This window comes from Paenibacillus tyrphae (assembly GCF_000722545.1).
GTDB classification, from domain to species: Bacteria; Bacillota; Bacilli; order Paenibacillales; family NBRC-103111; genus Paenibacillus_G; species Paenibacillus_G tyrfis.
Window position 1 is genome coordinate 290,328 of record NZ_JNVM01000016.1, and the last position, 19,279, is coordinate 309,606.

The window sequence follows — 19,279 nt, forward strand, 5'->3', positions numbered from 1 at the left end:
TGTGCGCTTACTTCGGAGAAGTGTCCGATTTCCGTCCCCGGATCTTGTCGGAGGGCCGAAGAAAACGGGGACGCGACCGCTGCATCCATAGCGGGAAGCGAAAGAATGTATCTTGCTGCTCCTTCTGGCTGTAAGGCGCTATGGGCGACATGTAGGGTGCGCCGAAGGAGCGCAGGCTGCACATATGCAGCGCGATCAGTACCATCAATACGAAAATGCCGTACAGGCCAAATACGGAAGCTCCCGCCATCATCAGAAAGCGCAGAATCCGCACCGGAATCGAGATGGAAAAAGAAGGGAAGATAAAGCTGGTAATCGCCGTAATCGAAACGACAATGACCATTGCGGCCGATACGAACCCAGCTTCGACGGCGGCTTGTCCCAAGACGAGCGCGCCGACAATGGAGATAGCCGAGCCGACGGCCCGAGGCATCCGAACCCCGGCTTCCCGCAATATCTCGAAGGTCGCCTCCATTAAGAAGGCTTCCACAAAAGCCGGAAACGGCACGCCTTCCCGCTGGGCGGCCAAGCTTACGAGAAGGACGGTAGGCAGCATCTCTTGATGGTATGTTGTGATCGCAATATAGAGCGCCGGACTGAACGTGGAAATCAGCAACGAGGCGAACCGCAGCATGCGCAGGAATCCGAAATCCGACCGGTTATAGTAATCTTCGGCCGATTGGAAAAATTGCGTGAACACGACCGGGACGAGAAGCGCTACAGGGGTTCCGTCCACCAGTATGGCGACGCGCCCTTCCAGCAGCCCCGCCGCGACGACATCGGGACGCTCCGTATTGTACATCGTCGGAAAGGGTGTAAACGTCTCGTCCTGAATAAATTCTTCGATGTTCCCGCTTTCCAGAATACCGTCGATTTCGATCCGCTTTAGCCGCCGGCGCACTTCCTCGACGACACTCTCATTCACAATGCCGTCAATGTACATCAACGCGACATCGGTTCTGGTCACGCAGCCGAGCTGCACGTTCTCCACCCGAAGCCTCGTGTCCTTGATCCGTCTGCGAACCAGCGTCGTGTTCATCCGGATTAACTCGGTAAAACTGTCCCGCGGACCACGGACGACCGTCTGCACGTTCGATTCGCTTACCGTCCGGCCTTCCGTCTCTCTCGTATCGACCGTAAGGGCGCTAGCCTCTCCGTCCAGAAGCACGATCGTATGCCCGGACAGCATATTCCCGGTCAAGGCCGCCAGCTCGGTCTCGATTCTCGCGGATGCGACGGTGACGGTGAACTGAAGCAGCCGCTCCATCCCCGACGGCTGCGAGGCCGCGGCATCCGACATCCCGACTTCCCGGGCTTGGATCATCAGGTTTTCGAGCAGCCGCTGCACGATTTCGCTGTTAGCAATACATTCGGTATAAGCGACGGCCGCTTTCGTCTCGCCCGAGGCTCCCAGCGTGAATTCGCGAAAAATGACATCCGAGCTGTTGCCGAACACCCGGCGCAGCACATCCAGATTGTCTTCCAGACGGGAAGACAGCCGGCCGCTTGGCTGTGACGGCGGGGACGGGGCAGGAGCCGGAGCCGGCTCGGACTTCGGCCGCTTGGACTTGCGAAGCAACGATAAAAAAGTCAGGAGCAGCACCGCAATCGCCTTCTTTTTTCCAACGTTTGAAAATTAGTATGAACGGAGGATTGGCAAAGTATGTATGTTCTGCTTTCGTTAGACGAGGGAAAGACAAAAACAAAAAAAATGAAAAGAACAGGAAAATTAAATTTCATATGGGAATATATAGAAATGTAACAGCCTTGTTGGAGGACTGATCATTCATCATTAAAGGGGGAGGTTCATTTGTCCAAGGCCAAAAAAATACTTCTGTTCTCTTTATCCGGTGTTCTGGCGTTAGGGGTCGTCGCAAGCGGAGGCGGCTATTGGTTTGTCCGCCATGCTCTCGCGAAGACTGACGGCGAGCTGAGCACGGGCGTAGCCAAGTCGGTGTCCGTCGTAAGGGACGATTATGGGATTCCGCACATTTACGCTTCGAACGAGCGCGATTTAATGTTTGCGCAAGGGTATGTCCATGCTCAGGACCGCCTCTGGCAGATGGAGCTGTCGCGTCGTTCCGTCAGAGGAACGCTGGCCGAAGTGTTCGGCGAAGCCTTGCTGCCGCAGGATCGGTTTAACCGTACGATCGGGTTCAGACGAATGGCAGACGAACTGCTTCCGAAGCTGGACGAACGGACCAAGGAAGCGCTGCAAGCCTATGCAGACGGCGTCAACGCGTTTCGCGAAACGGGTCCGCTTCCGATCGAGTATACGTTGACCGGCGCCGCTTTTGAACCATGGCAGATCAGCGATTCGATCGCTATCGGCAAGTATATGGCATGGTACCTGGGCGATAATGCCATCACCGAGCTGTTCGTGAGTTCGTCCTTGAAGAAGCTCGGTATCGACAAAACGCAATCGCTCTTCCCAGGGATCAAGCTGGTGGAAGAGGGAGCCGTTTCTCTGAAGGACGGGGACGCGCGGAAGCTTACGAACCTGCTGCACGCATCGCGCATGTACGGCATTCCCGGCGAAGGGCTCGGCAGCAACAATTGGGTCGTCGCCGGAAGCAAGAGCGTAACCGGCAAGCCGCTGCTCGCAAACGATATGCATCTGCAACTGGGCGCGCCTTCGATTTTTTATCAAAATCAATTGACCGTCTCCGAGCAGTATAGTGTAACCGGCGTGATTTTCCCGGGGCTGCCCGGTGTCGTAGCAGGACATAACGAGCATGTCGCCTGGGGCTTTACCAATTTAAACCCTGACGTGCAGGACCTGTACATCGAGAAGCCGAACCCCAATAATCCGCATCAATTCGAATATGCGGGCCGTTACGAAGATGCCATGGTAATTGAGGAAACGTTTCGCGTCAAGGGAAGGCCCGAGCCCGTTCGAGGCGAGACGGTGATTACCCGGCACGGCCCCATTATTACGGACATCGTTAAGGAAATCGGTTTGTCGGCAAAGTCCGAACAGTCTCTTGCCCTCAAATGGACCGCCTACGACACCGGACCAGCCAACGAGATTACCGCTTGGCTCATGATGAACAAAGCCAAAAACCGCGATGATTTTGAAAAAGCGATGCGTCTATTTGCCGCGCCCGCCCAGAACATCGTCTATGCGGACGATCAAGGGAACATTGGCTGGCGGGCGAACGGACGAATTCCGATCCGCGGCAAGGGGAACGGCATGCAGCCGGTGCCCGGCTGGACCGACGAGTACGAATGGAAATCGTACATTCCATGGGAGGAGCTGCCGCACGCCTGGAATCCTCCGGAAGGCTACATCGCTACCGCCAACAACCGTGTGGTCGATGACAAGTATCCGTACTTTATCACCTACAACTGGGCCGAATCGTACCGCGCCGACCGGATTAAGGAGATGCTGCAGGAGAAAGCGCGGTTGACGCTTCAAGACATGCAGCGCATGCAAGGGGACTGGAAAAACCTGCAGGCGGCCCAGTATCGGGATATTTGGCTGCCCATTTTGAAACGCGGCTCCTGGAATTCATCCCAGCAGCAGGCGCTGCGCACGCTGGAGGAATGGATGCGGGATCCGTTCGACGCCCCCGATCAGGTCGGTCCGTCCATATTCCACATTACGCTGGATAAGACGATGCAGAAGCTGTTCGAGCCGCAGCTTGGATCGGCGCTCTATGCGGATTTCCAGAGAACCGGATTGACCGTGAACGCGGTAAACGAACTATTCGCAGGCAAAAACAAGAAATGGCTGGAAGGCACCGGGAGCACGGTTGAGCAAGCGCTCCTCGAAGGCTTCGGGGAGGCCCTGCGCCTCTTGGAGCAGGAGCTTGGCGACAGACAGGAGAAATGGTTGTGGGGGGCGATTCATAAGCTGACGTTGGAGCATCCGCTCGGCGCTATAAAACCGCTTAATCTGATGTTTAACGACGGTCCGTACCCGTACGGCGGAAGCAGCGTTACCGTTGGCGCCGCCTCTTATTCGCGAAAGCATTGGCCCTACAAGGTCGTTGTCGGGGCACCGTGGCGCTTTACGGCCGACCTCTCCAGCTTGAAAGCATCGGAGGAGATCATGATCATGGGGGCCTCCGGTCAGCTCGGGAGCGCGCATTATTCGGATCAAACCTCGATGTGGCTCACAGGGCGCTACAAAACGATGTATTTCGATGAGGCGGATGTTGCGGCCCATACGAAAGCGACGCTTGCCCTCCGTCCGCACTAGGGGAGGGGGCAAGTTGAGGAGCATTTCTAACCGCGATCGCAGTTGGGGATGCTTTTTCTTTTGACAAAAGAAAAGGCAATGCGGATGATCGACTCGTGTCCGGACGGAACGAATATCGGCAGGCGCCGCATTTCTCAGGTGTCGCTTCGCGCTGTTGCGAGAGGGCTGATCAGGGCCTAGGAATGTTGGTTAGCGAATGAGAAAATTTACATATAAAGACTAATATACTAAAATATAATCATTAAATTATTATATGGTATTAATGATAAAATTTTAAGTAGTGTCCAGTTTCTTGGATCTCCAGAACTTAAAGCGGGAAGAAGGCTATCCTTGTAATGTTTTTTTATTTTTTTAATGGATAAATCTAGTAAATCTTGAACTGGTAAACTAATAACATTCAAAGGAGCTACGGAACTTGAGTACGAATACGATCAAACTCTTTCATTTAACTCATGCGCAGCGAAGAATATGGTATACGGAATTGCTGTACCCGAACACGACGACATGCGTTCTTTCCGGAACGGCTGTCATCCGAGGGAATATCGATCTTCACGTTTTACGGCAGGCCATTGATTTGGTTATTCAACAGAACGAAGCTTTTCGAATCAAATTAACGCAGGAAAATGGCGAACCGATGCAATATATCGAGCCCCATATGTATAAAGAAATCGAGTTTTTGGATTTCTCCGAATACAATCATGCGGCGCGTGCGGAGGAATGGCTGGGCCGCCATAATCGAACGCCAATGGAACTGCTTCATTCGGATTTATATCAGTTTGTTATTTTTAAATTAAGCGATGAACACTATTGGTACAATTTAAAAATGCATCATATTGTATCCGACGGCATATCGATGAATCTCATTGGCAACCAAGTTGCGGAAAATTATGTAGCCTTGAAGAAAGGAGCTTTATCCGCAAGGGAGGAAAAAAACTCATACATCGACTACATAAGCGCGGAACGGCAATATGAGGAATCCGAGCGCTTCCAAAAAGACAAAGCGTATTGGATGGACAAGTTCCAATCGCTATCCGAGGTTGCGAGTCTTAAGTCCTACAACCCCTTGGTGACAAGCACAGCTGCCGAAAGAAAGAGCTTGATCATTAACGATGATCTTTATCGTAATCTGACGGTATTTTCCCAGCAAAACAAAATAAGCGTGCTTACTTTCTTTATGTCTACCGTTTACATTTACATGCATAAAGTAACGAACCGGAACGATATCGCAATTGGAACCATCTATGCAAACCGAACAACGAAGAAAGAAAAAGATACGATCGGGATGTTTGCGAGCACCGTAGCGACAAAAATTTTCGTTGACCCCGAGCTGGACCTGCTTTCATTTCTTCAAAGGGTAGCCAAGGAACAGAGCGCCAACCTGCGCCATCAAAAGTATCCGTACAATCAATTGATTCAGGATCTGCGGGAGAAGCATAACAACAAAGACATTCAACGTTTGTTCGGTATTGCAGTAGAGTACCAGCCCATGCGTTTTCTCGAATACGATCAGATAAGCACGCAAAGCAAAATAGATTTTTCCGGACATGAAGGCAATGACTTCGTACTCCATATCAAAGAAATGTTAAATGAGCAGCATATCGTGCTCGATGTGCATTATCGAACGCATCTTTTTGAAGAAAAAGAAGTGCAGCGTATCCAGCAGCAGTTGCTGACGATCGCAGAGCATATGATTCGTTGTCCGTTTGATAAAATAGCCGAGGTATCTCTGATTAACGACGATGAAAAAAATACGATATTGACCGTGTTCAACGACACTTGGGCGGACTATCCGAGGGAGAAAACGATCCACGGGTTGTTTGAAGAGCAGGCGGAGCGCGCGCCGGAGCAGGTTGCGGTTGTCTTCGAGGACGAGAAGCTGACGTACCGCGAGCTGAACGAGAAGGCGAATCGGCTCGCGCGGACGCTGCGTGCGGAAGGGGTGCGGCCGGATCAGCCGGTCGTCATTATGACCGAGCGTTCTCTGGACATGATCGTCGGGATCTTGGGGATTTTAAAAGCCGGAGGAGCATACGTGCCGATCGATCCGGAGTATCCGGAGGAACGCATCCGCTATATGCTGGAGGATTCGGGAACGAAGACGCTTGTGCTGCAGCGCCGTTTTATGGACCGCGTTTCCTTTGCGGGCGCGCTTGTCATGTTGGATGACGAGCGGCTCGACCGGGAGGACGGATCGAACCTGGAGCCGGCTGTCGGACCGAACCATTTGGCCTATGTCATCTACACCTCGGGAACAACCGGCAAGCCGAAAGGCGTTATGGTAGAGCACGGCAGCATAGCAAACACGGTTCAATGGAAGACGGCAAGCTACCGGTTTTCGGAGGAAGATCGTGCGCTGATGTGGACTCCTTTTGTTTTTGATCCGTTTATAACGCACTTTTTTGGTCCCGTGGTGTCGGGCTCGACAGTGTACATGCTTAATGATGAAGCGAGCAAAGACCCGATGGTCATCAAAAAGACGATCGTACAGCAAAAGATCACGCATCTGCAAGGTTCGCCAAGCTTTTTGTGGCCGATCTTGGAAACGATGGAGCCGCAAGAGCTGTATTCGGTGAAAAGTGTGGTGGCTGGAGGAGAGAAGTTGGCTCCGGCACTGATTCAGAAGCTCATGGAGATGAAGGCATCCATCGAAATTTGCAATGAATACGGCCCAACGGAGAACAGCGTGGTCTCTACCAGGCTGTCGATCACGGATGCTGCTCAGGAAATTACGATAGGAAAGCCTATCGCCAATACGGTTGCCTATATTTTGAGCAAAGAAGATCAGCTCCAGCCAGTTGGGATACCGGGCGAGCTGTGTGTGGCGGGAGCCGGGCTCGCGCGAGGCTACCTAAACCGTCCGGAGCTGACGGCGGAGAAGTTTATCGACAATCCGTTCGTTCCCGGGGCACGGATGTATCGAACAGGCGACTTGGCAAGGTGGCTGCCGGACGGCAATATCGAATACTTGGGACGAATCGACCATCAGGTCAAAATCCGCGGCCACCGCATCGAGCTTGGCGAGGTGGAAGCGCATCTGCTCAAGGCAGCTTCCGTTCTGGAAGCCGTCGTGTTTGCGCGGGAAGACGAAGCCGGGCAAAAGCAGCTATGCGCATACTACGTAGCGGACCGGGAGCTGACGGCGGGCGAACTGAGAAGAGCGCTGTCGCGGGAGATGCCGGGTTACATGGTTCCTTCGTATTTTGTGCAGCTTGCACAGATGCCGCTGACGCCCAACGGGAAGATCGACCACCGGGCCTTGCCGGCTCCAGAGGGAGGGACGCAAACTGGGATCGACTACGTCGCGGCCCGCACCCCAATGGAAGAGCGGTTGGAACAAATCTGGAAAAAGGTGCTCGGACTTCCGAAGGTCGGCATCAAAGACAATTTCTTTGAGATCGGCGGACATTCGCTGCGTGCAACGACGCTGGTGGCCCACCTGCACAAGGAGCTGGATATCGAGATGTCGCTGAGGGAGGTGTTCCAGTATCCGACGATCGAGCAAATGGCAGAAGCGGTCACGGGCCGGGAGCAGAGCGCCTATGCGTCCATCCCGATGGTAGAGAAGAGCGCGTATTATCCGGTCTCTTCCGCGCAAAAGCGGCTGTACATTTTGAGCCAGCTGGAAGGTGGGGAGCTCAGCTACAACATGCCGGGCGCCATGACGGTAGAAGGGGTGCTGGACCGGAAGCGGCTGGAGGAGGCGTTCAGGAAGCTGATCGCGCGCCACGATACTCTGCGGACGGGCTTCGAACTGGTGAACGGCGAGCCGGTGCAGCGCATACACGAGACGGTACAATTCGCGGTGGAGTTCGCGCAGGTGAGCGGGGAAGAAGCGGAAGCCCACGTTCGGGAGTTTGTGCGGCCATTCGATCTTCGTCAGGCGCCATTGCTGCGGGTCGGGCTGATCGAACTGAAGCCGGACCGCCATCTGCTGCTGGTTGACATGCATCATATCATTTCCGACGGGGCGTCGATGGGAATTCTGGTGAAGGAATTTATCCGACTGTACGAAGGAGACGAGCTGCCGCCGCTGCGGATTCAGTATAAGGATTATGCGGCATGGCAGCAAGGGGAAGTTCAAAGCAGGCGTTTGCGCAAGCAGGAAGCGTATTGGCTGGAAATGTTCCGCGGGAACATCCCGGTGCTCGATCTGCCGACGGATTACAAAAGGCCTTCGATCCGAAGCTTTAAGGGGAGCACGCTCGAATTTGTGCTGGACAAGCAAAAGAGCGAAGGATTAAGACAGCTCGCGACGCAAACCGGGTCGACCTTGTTTATGGTGCTGTTGGCAGCTTATACGACCTTGCTTTCCAAATACAGCGGGCAGGAAGATATGGTCGTAGGGACGCCGATCGCGGGAAGACCGCATGCGGATTTGGAGCCGATACTCGGGATGTTTGTGAACACATTAGCTATCCGGAATGCTCCGGCTGGGGAGAAGACGTTCCGCGACTATGTGCAGGAAGTCAAAGAGAGTGCGCTCAGAGCCTATGAAAATCAGGACTACCCGTTTGAGGAACTGGTCGATAAGCTGGATGTAGCCAGAGATATGAGCCGCAATGCTTTGTTTGACACGATGTTTGTCCTGCAAAACACGGAGCAGGAGGAGCTGGACATCGAAGGGTTGGAATTCCGCCCGTATGCGAACAAGCATAACGTGTCCAAGTTCGAATTGACCTTCAATGTGACGGAGGAAGCAGACTCGCTTGTTTGCAGCATTGAGTACGCGAGCACGCTGTTCAAGCAAGAAACCATCCTGCGGATGGCAGAGCATTTTACGCAGCTTGTCGAGAAGATGATTCATGACCCGAATGCGAAGCTATCGTCCATCGAGATTCTGACCGCACAGGAGAAGGCGCAAATTGTAGAGGAGTTCAACGATACGGCATGGCCGTATCTTGTGGATATGACGATCCACGGGCTGTTCGAACAGGTGGCGGCCGGGATGCCGGAGCAGGAGGCGGTTGTGTTCCAGGATCAGCGGCTCACGTACCGCGAGCTGAACGAACGGGCGAATCGCCTGGCGCGCACGCTTCGAGCCAAGGGCTTGCAGGCCGAGCAACTGGTTGCGATTATGAGCGAGCGCTCCATCGAAATGATCGTCGCCGTGCTCGCCGTCATGAAGGCGGGCGGCGCGTATGTGCCGGTCGACCCGGAATACCCGGAGAAACGCATCTGCTACATGCTCGAAGATTCCGGCGCACGGCTGCTGCTTGTCCAGTCGCACTTGCGGGATCGCGCAGCGTTCGACGGCGAAGCGCTCCTGCTGGACGATGATCAGACGTATAGCGACGACGGCTCGAATCTGGGGCTGGCTGTCGATCCGCAGCAGCTGGCGTATGTCATCTACACGTCGGGCACGACCGGGAATCCGAAAGGTGTGATGGTCGAGCATCAGGGCGTGTGTAACTTCAAGTTCTTCTGCGAAAATACCCTGCAGATCGGCAAGCAGGATCGCATCGTACAGTTTGCCAGCTTTTCGTTTGACGCGTCGTGCTCGGAAATCATCATGAGCTTATTTTTCGGGGCGATGCTGTATGTGCCGGATGCTTCGGTCATTTTGGATCATCATTTGTTCGAGCAGTACGTCCGGGACAACGGAATAACGGTGGCGACCTTGCCTCCGACCTATGCCGTGTACTTGAACCCGGCGCATGTTCCGAGCCTAAAAACGCTGATCACGGCCGGCTCCGCTTCCTCCGCCGAGCTGGTGGGGCAGTGGAAGGATCACGTACGCTATATCAACAATTACGGCCCGACGGAGGATTCCATTTGCTCGACCACTTGGGTCTATTCGCAGGACATGGCGATGGAAACATCGGTGCCGATCGGCCGTCCGATAGCCAACCATCAGGTGTATATTCTCGATGCGCAGAACAGGCTGGCGCCCATCGGGGTGGCGGGAGAGCTCTGCGTGAGCGGGATCGGGCTGGCTAGGGGCTACTTGAACCGTCCCGAACTGACGGCAGAGAAATTCGTGCCGGTTCCGTTTGCGCCGGAGAAGCGGATGTACCGGACAGGGGACCTGGCGCGCTGGCTGCCGGACGGAAACATCGAATACTTGGGCCGGATCGACCATCAGGTCAAAATTCGCGGCTATCGCATCGAGCTTGGCGAGGTGGAAGCGCATCTGCTCAAGGCAGCTTCCGTTCTGGAAGCCATCGTGTTTGCGCGGGAAGACGAAGCCGGGCAAAAGCAGTTATGCGCATACTACGTAGCGGACCGGGAGCTGACGGCGGGCGAACTGAGAAGAGCGCTGTCGCGGGAGATGCCGGGTTACATGGTTCCTTCGTATTTTGTGCAGCTTGCGCAGATGCCGCTGACGCCCAACGGGAAGATCGACCACCGGGCCTTGCCGGCTCCGGAGGGAAGGACACAAACCGGGATCGACTACGTCGCGGCCCGCACCCCAATGGAAGAGCGGTTGGAACAAATCTGGAAAAAGGTGCTCGGACTTCCGAAGGTCGGCGTCAAAGACAATTTCTTTGAGATCGGCGGACATTCGCTGCGTGCAACGACGCTGGTGGCCCACCTGCACAAGGAGCTGGATATCGAGATGTCGCTGAGGGAGGTGTTCCAGTATCCGACGATCGAGCAAATGGCGGAAGCGGTCACGGGCCGGGAGCAGAGCGCCTATGCGTCCATCCCGATGGTAGAGAAGAGCGCGTATTATCCGGTCTCTTCCGCGCAAAAGCGGCTGTACATTTTGAGCCAGCTGGAAGGCGGGGAGCTCAGCTACAACATGCCGGAGGCCATGACGATAGAAGGGGCGCTGGACCGGAAGCGGCTGGAGGAGGCGTTCAGGAAGCTGATCGCGCGCCACGATACTCTGCGGACGGGCTTCGAACTGGTGAACGGCGAGCCGGTGCAGCGCATACACGAGACGGTACCATTCGCGGTGGAGTTCGCGCAGGCGGGCGAGGATGAAGCGGAAGCCCGCGTTCGGGAGTTTGTGCGGCCATTCGATCTTCGTCAGGCGCCATTGCTGCGGGTCGGGCTGATCGAACTGAAGCCGGACCGCCATCTACTGCTGGTTGACATGCATCATATCATCTCCGACGGGGCGTCGATGGGAATCCTGACGAAGGAGTTTATCCGGCTATACGAAGGAGACGAGCTGCCGCCGCTGCGGATTCAGTACAAGGATTATGCGGCATGGCAGCAAGGAGAAGTTCAAAGCAGGCGTTCGTGCAGGCAGGAAGCATATTGGCTGGAGACGTTCCGCGGAGACATCCCGGTGCTCGATCTGCCGACGGATTACAAAAGGCCTTCGATCCAAAGCTTTAAGGGGAGCACGCTGGAATTTGTCATTGACAAGCAAAAGAGCGAAGGCTTAAGACAGCTCGCGGCGCAAACCGGGTCGACCTTGTTCATGGTGTTGTTAGCAGCTTATACAACCTTGCTTTCAAAATACAGCGGGCAGGAAGATGTGATCGTGGGGACGCCGATCGCGGGAAGACCGCATGCGGACCTAGAGCCGATACTCGGGATGTTTGTCAACACATTGGCTATCCGGAATGCTCCGGCTGGGGAGAAGACGTTCCGCGACTATGTGCAGGAAGTCAAGGAGAGTGCGCTCAGAGCCTATGAAAATCAGGACTACCCGTTTGAGGAATTGGTCGATAAGCTGGATGTGGCCAGAGACCTGAGCCGCAATGCTTTGTTTGACACGATGTTTGTCCTGCAAAACACGGAGCAGGAGGAGCTGGACATCGAAGGGTTGGAATTCCGCCCGTATGCGAACAAGCATAACGTGTCCAAGTTCGACCTGACCTTCAGCGCGATAGAAGACAAGGAACAAATCTTGTGCAGTATTGAATACGCAACCTCCTTGTACAAACCGGAAACGATCGAGCGGATGGCAAAGCACTTTATCCAACTGATCGACGTTATTGCGAGCGATCCGCAAGTGCAGCTATCGTCGCTTGAAATCATTACAGCGCAAGAAAAAGAGCAGATTTTGCACGCTTGGGGAGAAACGACGGCGGATTATCCGCGGGAGAAGACGATTTCTCAGCTGTTTGAAGAACAGGCGGATCGTACGCCGGATCAGGTGGCTGTTGTGTTTGAGGAGAAACGGCTGACGTACAGCGAACTGAATGAAAAGGCGAATCGGCTCGCCCGGACGCTGCGGGCCGAAGGTGTAGGTCCCGATCAGTTTGTCGGCATCATGGCCGAGCGTTCCTTGGAGATGATCGTTGGCATCATGGCCATCTTGAAAGCAGGTGGCGCGTATGTGCCGATCGACCCGGAGTACCCGCAGGAGCGCATCAGCTACATGCTGGAGGATTCGGGCGCGAAGCTGCTGCTTTTGCATCGTCATTTGCAGGATCGGATCTCCTTTGCCGGTACCTTGGTCGCTTTGGATGAAGAAGCGTTCTATCATGAAAAGAGGTCAAATCTGGAGGCGGCCCAGAATCCGAACCACTTGGCTTATGTGATCTACACATCGGGAACAACGGGCAAGCCCAAAGGGGTCATGATCGAGCACAGACAGCTCGTTTCCATCGCACATGCGTGGAAAGAAGCCTACGATCTGAACAAGGAAGCCGTACGCGTTCTGCAATGGGCAAGCTTTTCATTCGATGTATTTTCCGGCGACCTTGTTCGCGCATTGTTGCATGGCGGAACGTTGATCGTATGCCCGAATCACTCGCGGCTCGATCCTACGCTCATCTATGAGCTTATAGCGGTTCATCGGATCAGCTTCTTCGAATCTACGCCTGCCCTCATGATCCCGCTGATGGAATACGTCTATGACAACAGGTTGGATATCGGCTCACTGAAGACTTTGATCGTAGGTTCAGACCAATGCCCGGCGGAAGCCTATAACAACTTGGTCGACAGGTTCGGTTCGCACATGCGGATTTTAAACAGCTATGGAGTAACGGAAGCTTGCATCGATGCTTGTTATTATGAATATACGAGCGGACAATTGGGCGAAAGTTTGCCAATCGGCAAACCGCTGCCGAACGTGAACATGTATATTTTAGGTCCAAACGCTGCCGTTCAACCTGTCGGCATTCCAGGCGAGCTATACATCGGAGGAAGCGGTGTTGGCCGAGGCTACTTGAATCGTCCGGAGCTGACGGCAGAGAAGTTTGCAGATAACCCGTTTGCAGCCGGAGGGCGGATATATCGAACGGGAGATTTGGCCCGTTGGCTGCCGGACGGAAACATCGAATATTTGGGCCGGGTCGATCATCAGGTGAAAATCCGCGGCTTCCGCATTGAATTGGGCGAGATCGAAGCACAGCTCATGAAGGCGCCGTCGGTTCAAGAAGCAGTTGTAACGGCACGCGAAGACGAAACCGGACAGAAGCAGCTTGTCGCTTACTTCGTGGCGGACAAAGATCTGACGGTGAGCGAGCTTAGAGAGACTTTGGCTCAAGAGCTGCCGGGCTACATGATGCCTTCGTATTTTGTGCAGCTTGCCCGGATGCCGTTGACGTCCAATGGAAAGGTCGACCGCAAAGTGCTGCCTGCACCGGAGGGAAGCGTGCAAACCGGAGTCGAATACTTAGCGGCCCGAACACCGTTGGAAGCGAAATTGGTGCAAATCTGGCAAGATGTGCTCGGGCTTCGGAATTTCGGTGTGAAGGACAACTTCTTTGATCTGGGGGGGCACTCTTTAAAGGTGCTGCAACTGATGCAGAAAATACATGCGGAACTGGAAATCGACATTCCTCTTCGTGTCGTATTTGAGAAGCCTTCCATAGAAAAAATGGCGAATGAGCTGTTAAAACTCAGGTTTCATAAGATTGAACACAGTGGCCGCCACATCGTAAAACTAAACGAAAACGGGTTGATCAACGTTTTCTGCTTTCCTCCGGTGCTGGGGTATGGCATGGCGTTTGCCGAAATGGCCAAGCATCTGGATCGCCATTGCGTAGTTTATTCTATCGAATTTATAGAAGATGACTACGCTCGTCCGGATATGCTCGATCAATATATGGACTCCATTCTTAGCATTCAGGAGAAATCGCCGTACGTATTTCTGGGTTATTCTGCAGGAGGCAATCTGGCATTCGAGGTTGCCAAAGTGATGGAAAAGAGAGGGTATAGCGTATCGGATATCATTATAATCGACGCCATGAAAAAAAATAGCAGGATAGAGGCATCCACAGAAGAGGCGGAAAATCATCTCAATGAAGTATTGAAGGAGATCCCCGAGCCGTATAGACAAATTTTGACCGCTCCGGTTACGAGGGATAAAGTAAGAAGCAAAACGCTTGCTTATGATAAGTATTGGAATGAGCTCGTCAATACCGGGGTCGTCCAAGCGAACATCCACGGTTTAGTTGCGGAAAGCTCGAAAGAGGATCATTCGGTCCAAGATAATGTTTTGTTATGGAAAGAAGCAACGCAGCAAAACTATGCAGAGCACAACTTGGTTGGGGAGCATATTGAAGTGCTTATGCCCGGTTATGTTGAAGAAAACGCCAAAGTTCTTCGACTTATCCTAAAACATATAGGAGAGCAGGCGGGGCTGGGTCTAGTCTCGTCAAGCGGAACCCTGTAAGCAAGCCCGATTGTACAGCGGTTGTAACTCGGTGGGAATACCGGGTTACAGCCGCTTTTATTCGGTGCGACCAACAAAGATTTCAGTTTACATAATAAATATTATGTATACTTTATTGGAGCAAGCAAGCTGCCGGTCAATTATGGTATAATAGCAGGAAACCCAATCTGTGGGAGGGCTGAGGCCATGTTTGTCGTCTCGGCGGAAGAAATGAGAAGGGTCGATCTGCATACGATTCAAACGATTGGCATCCCAGCGCTTGTGCTGATGGAGAATGCCGGCCGGGCCGTGGCGGAAGAAGGCATGGAGCTGTTCGACGGCCGCAGAGGCGTTTTAGCCGTTCTCGCAGGGAAGGGCAATAACGGCGGGGACGGGCTTGTAGCCGCCAGACATTTGATCGAAGCGGGTTATGACGTTAAAATCATATATGCCGAAGCCCCGGAATCGTTCCGTGGGGAAGCGGCGATTCAGCGGGACATCGCGTCCCGGTTAGGAATACCTTACGAAGTGTACGATTCGTCGGTTATCGATTGGAGAGGATATAGCGGCATCATGGATGCGCTGCTTGGAACCGGCAGCCGCGGGGCGCCGAGAGAGGCGTATGCCGCTTTGATCGGTCAAGCGAACCTTTCTGGATTGCCCATCCTTTCCGTTGACTTGCCGAGCGGCTTGGACGCAGATACCGGGCAAGTCTTCGATTCTTGCATCCGGGCGACCCGTACCGTTGCGCTCGCTTTTACGAAGCGGGGCTTGGAGCAGTATCCGGGCGCAGAGCTTGCCGGTGAGGTGAAGGTGCGTTATATCGGGATCCCTCAAAAGGCGGCTGTCGAAGCCGGTATCCGCACGTTCCGGATCGAAGAGCCGCTCTTATCACGGCAGCTCCGGCTTGAGGATTACCGGCTGCGGTGGGCCGATTCGCATAAAGGAACCTACGGTCATGTCCTCGTTGCCGCAGGCAGCCGATCGATGAGCGGGGCGGGGCTGCTGTCCGCCAAAGCAGCGCTTCGTGGCGGAAGCGGCTTGGTTACGTGGGTCCTGCCGGATCGACTGGCCGAGCCGATGTTCGGCCAGGTGCCGGAGGCCATGCTTGCGGGGCTGGCGGATGAACAGAGAGGAGACTGGAGCGCCGTCCGGGCGGACGATCTGGTGCAGCTCGCCGTCGGAAAAGACGCGCTGCTCTTTGGTCCGGGCATCGGACGATGGGCACAGGATACGGCTTTCTTGCGCACGCTTTGGGAGGGAACCGATTGTCCCCTCGTGCTTGATGCGGATGCGCTTAATATGCTGGCAGTGGCGGAAGATGCCGCAGCTTGGCCGAGGCGCGGCGCACCGGTCGTATTGACACCGCACCCGGGGGAAATGGCGCGTTTGACCGGCTCCACCGTATCGGCTGTCCAGCGGGATCGCATAGAGACGGCCCGCCGTTATGCGGCGCGCACCGGCGTGACGCTTGTCCTGAAGGGGGCGCGGACGGTGATTGCCGATCCCGACGGGAACGTCTATATCAACCCGACCGGCAATGCAGGCATGGCTACCGGAGGAGCCGGGGACGTGCTGGCGGGAATCATCGCTAGCTTGTTGGCCCAAGGCTGGCATGGTCCCGAGGCGGCAGCGCTAGGGACATATCTTCATGGCTCCGCCGGAGACCGGGCGGCCGCCAGCCGCGAGCTTCCTGCATCACTGACGGCCGGAGATATTATCGACCATTTGTGACCATTATCGACACGTGTAATTAATCAGATTGATTATACATGTCGTTAATATTTAATGACGTTTATTATGAACTTCGATATGTTTTGTGTTCTTTTTGGTCATAAAAACGCCTCACAAAAATCATTCGGCTGTCGAATACTATAATTATGACGTTTGAAGGAGGTTTCCATGGAGAAATCCATCAATCAACGTTACGTGCTTACCGAGCCGATTCTTCCGATGTTAAGCGGAATGCTATACAGTGGGAAAGATTTGCCTTTGCGAAGAGACGTCGTATTTTTCGTCGTGGAAAGCACGGACGAAGCCACCAAAGAGGCGTATATTCGCAAGCTGCGCGAGGTTGCGCCGCTTAGCGACAATCGTTTTTTACATATCCTTGATGTAGGGATGGAGCCGAATTATATTTTTGCCGTGTTGAAGACGTTCGACGGCAAGCCGTTTATCCAAGAGCTGAAGGGGCATCGTTTTACCCCGGAGGAAGCGGTCTCCAAAGTACTTGAGCTTGGAAAAGGCCTGATGGATGCGCTTGAGGAAGGGATATCCGGCTGTTCCGTTCATGCTGCGAACCTGTGGCTCAGCGATGACGGAGAGCTCAAGATCATTAATTATTGGGAAAAAGGGACACACGCGCAGCGCGGCGCCCAAGGTCTCGGCTGCCTGCTATACCAGATCCTGACCTGTTCCGAATCGATTCCGGCTTCGTTCGATACGATGGAGCACCGGCTTCGCGAGGCGCTTGCGGCGATTCCGCGCGCAGAACAGGAGATGCTGATTTCCACCCTGCGCCGGGTATGGAACGATCAGGAAACGCTGGCTTCGTTTATGCTCGTGCTGCAGGGCTTGCGGCAGGACACGACCGTCAGGCAGGATGTGGCTATGCCGGTATGGGATAGGCAAGTCCGGGAAAAGACAGAACCGGAGGAAGCGTACGAAGAGGAAGAACCGGTCGACGAGGAAGAAGAGGCACCGCCCCGGAGAAGCTTGGGGCGAGCCGGCCGTAAGTTTCTGGTAGGGACAGCAATTGCCTGCCTGGGAGGGGCCGCAGCTTTCGTGTGGCTGGGAAAGCATCAAGAGGAGCCTTCCGGCAAAGGCACCTCGCCGGCCCAAACCGAGCAACACGCTCCCGTGCAGACGCCGCATCATACCTACGACAAACCGGCCGGGCCTGAAGTTGCAAATGACCCAAATCAGAAAAAAGCGGAAGACGAAATCGTGATTGTGCCTAATTTGATCGGGCTGCAGAACGATACGGCTGGCAAGCAGGCTATGGCAGCCGGTTTGCGGTTCGAATTCGCCATGGAGGTGAACGAGCGGGAGGAAGGCACGGTGTTCAAGCAGGAGCCGGCTGCCCAAACGCAAGTCCCGAAAGGCACCCGGGTCAAATATTGGGTAAGCAAAGGAACGCAGCAATAAACAAGCCGGCCCCGAGCGAGACGGGGACCGGCTTATAGGCGTTATTCCGATAGCTTGTCGATCGCTTCGGCCATCGTTTTATCGGTCAGGTGGGCGTAGATTTGCGTCGTTTCCGGCGACGCGTGCCCCAACTGCTCCTGCGTTTTGTACAAATCGTTGCGCAGGTAATAGTCGGTCGCAAACGAGTGGCGCAGCTTATGCACGGACAAGTAAGGCTTGCCGAACCGTTTGGCGTATTTGATCACCATCTCCTGTATGGCGCGCTTGGTCATGCGCTCACCTTCTTTTTTGCCGTTGGCGACGGCAAGGAAGAGGGCTTTTTCCCGTTTGGGCGCTTTGTATCTCAGCTGGCGCTGCTCCAAATACGCGGACAAGCAATCGACGGCTTCCTGCCGGAAATAAACCGGCGTTTTGAACGTATCGTCGTTTTTACCTTTCCGGTATACATATGTCAGCTTTTTCTTCAAGTCGATGTCTTCGACATTGAGATTGAAAACCTCGGATACGCGAAGGCCCGAATTCAGGATCAGGCTGATGATGCAGACGTCGCGGACCTTGTTGAGCTCGTAGGAGTAGAGCGCCTGCTTGTTTTTGGCGACATCGATCGGATAACCGGTTTGCACGTACTCGATAAATTCCGCGATTTCCGCCTCCTGCAGCAGCTTCCCCTCCAGCTTGGCCGCGGTATCCTTCGGCTTGTGCGTGCGCTTGATTTCGACTTTGGCCATCACGTTGCGCTTCAGCAGCGGATAGAAGTTCTCGTCCTCGGCAATTTGGCTCAAGTAATGGAACAGCGACCGCAGCGAGGACAGCTTGCGGGCGATCGTCGTCTTGCCGTTCGAATTTTCTTTGCGGGTGGCGAGGAACATTTTGAAATTGTCGATGCTGTCCATATGCAGCCGTTCCAGATCAATGAGCGGCACATCCTTTACCGTTGCCGCAGACGACAAGCCTTCCGCGAGCAGCCATGAAAAGAAAGTATCGTAGTCCCGCACATATTCGAGCAGCGAGGAAGGGGAGAGGTCGGGCAGCTTGTAATTGATAAATTTCTCCACATACCATGGCATGGAGGGCACTTTTTTCTCCAGCTCGCTGCGGTCTTTGATTTTGATAATATTCATGCGAACCGCCTCCATACGAATAAATAGTTTACATAATAAATGTTATGTAATGAATTTTGTTGAGGAAGTGAACGATATTGGGAAACTCTCAGGTACCTTAATTTATTATGGGAGAGCAGGAACAGGTCTGTCAATTTTGAACACTCCCACCACCTGCGCTAATGGCGCTGAGATGGGGGATTCTTGCGAACAGAGAAGCATCCTTCTCTTCTTGAGCAAGCGATCCCTGCGGTTCCCACAGTTCAGCCCAACTTCGCCAACAAACGCAGTCCTTCTTGCAAGATGTTCATGCTGGCATTGTGGTCA

General features: G+C 54.1%; 6 protein-coding genes. 4 read left to right on the plus strand and 2 right to left on the minus strand.

Annotation, left to right across the window (positions count from 1 at the left end; genetic code table 11):
- Positions 1–7: 7 nt before the first annotated feature.
- Complete coding sequence (locus ET33_RS20420; RefSeq protein ID WP_235206769.1) at positions 8–1,603, minus strand: spore germination protein; 1,596 nt, start codon at positions 1,601–1,603, stop codon at positions 8–10.
- Positions 1,604–1,810: 207 nt separating this feature from the next.
- Here ET33_RS20420 and ET33_RS20425 point away from each other — a divergent pair, with 207 nt between their 5' ends.
- From ET33_RS20425 to ET33_RS20440, 4 genes are all read left to right on the plus strand, one after another.
- On the plus strand, positions 1,811–4,204 hold the full coding sequence (locus ET33_RS20425) for a penicillin acylase family protein (RefSeq protein ID WP_051775463.1): 2,394 nt from the start codon (positions 1,811–1,813) through the stop codon (positions 4,202–4,204).
- 415 nt (positions 4,205–4,619) lie between these two features.
- Positions 4,620–14,726, plus strand: a complete 10,107-nt coding sequence (locus tag ET33_RS20430; protein WP_051775464.1) for a non-ribosomal peptide synthetase — start codon at positions 4,620–4,622, stop codon at positions 14,724–14,726.
- Positions 14,727–14,912: 186 nt separating this feature from the next.
- The gene (locus ET33_RS20435; RefSeq protein ID WP_036685929.1) at positions 14,913–16,439 is read left to right on the plus strand and encodes a bifunctional ADP-dependent NAD(P)H-hydrate dehydratase/NAD(P)H-hydrate epimerase; all 1,527 of its coding nucleotides are present in this window, start codon (positions 14,913–14,915) and stop codon (positions 16,437–16,439) included.
- Between the two features lie 168 nt (positions 16,440–16,607).
- Entirely contained in the window at positions 16,608–17,852 is a 1,245-nt protein-coding gene (locus tag ET33_RS20440; RefSeq protein ID WP_036685932.1) for a PASTA domain-containing protein, read from the plus strand.
- A gap of 41 nt (positions 17,853–17,893) precedes the next feature.
- On the opposite strand, the gene xerS is transcribed toward ET33_RS20440, so the two are convergent.
- Positions 17,894–18,973 (minus strand): tyrosine recombinase XerS, encoded by a 1,080-nt coding sequence (xerS, locus tag ET33_RS20445; RefSeq protein WP_036685934.1) that lies wholly within the window; start codon positions 18,971–18,973, stop codon positions 17,894–17,896.
- Between the last annotated feature and the right edge of the window lie 306 nt (positions 18,974–19,279).

Excerpts from the sequence above, each read along its gene's own strand:
- xerS (WP_036685934.1), bottom strand. The coding sequence starts at position 18,973 with ATGAATATTATCAAAATCAAAGACCGCAGCGAGCTGGAGAAAAAAGTG.
- ET33_RS20440 (WP_036685932.1), top strand. The coding sequence starts at position 16,608 with ATGGAGAAATCCATCAATCAACGTTACGTGCTTACCGAGCCGATTCTT.
- ET33_RS20435 (WP_036685929.1), top strand. The coding sequence starts at position 14,913 with ATGTTTGTCGTCTCGGCGGAAGAAATGAGAAGGGTCGATCTGCATACG.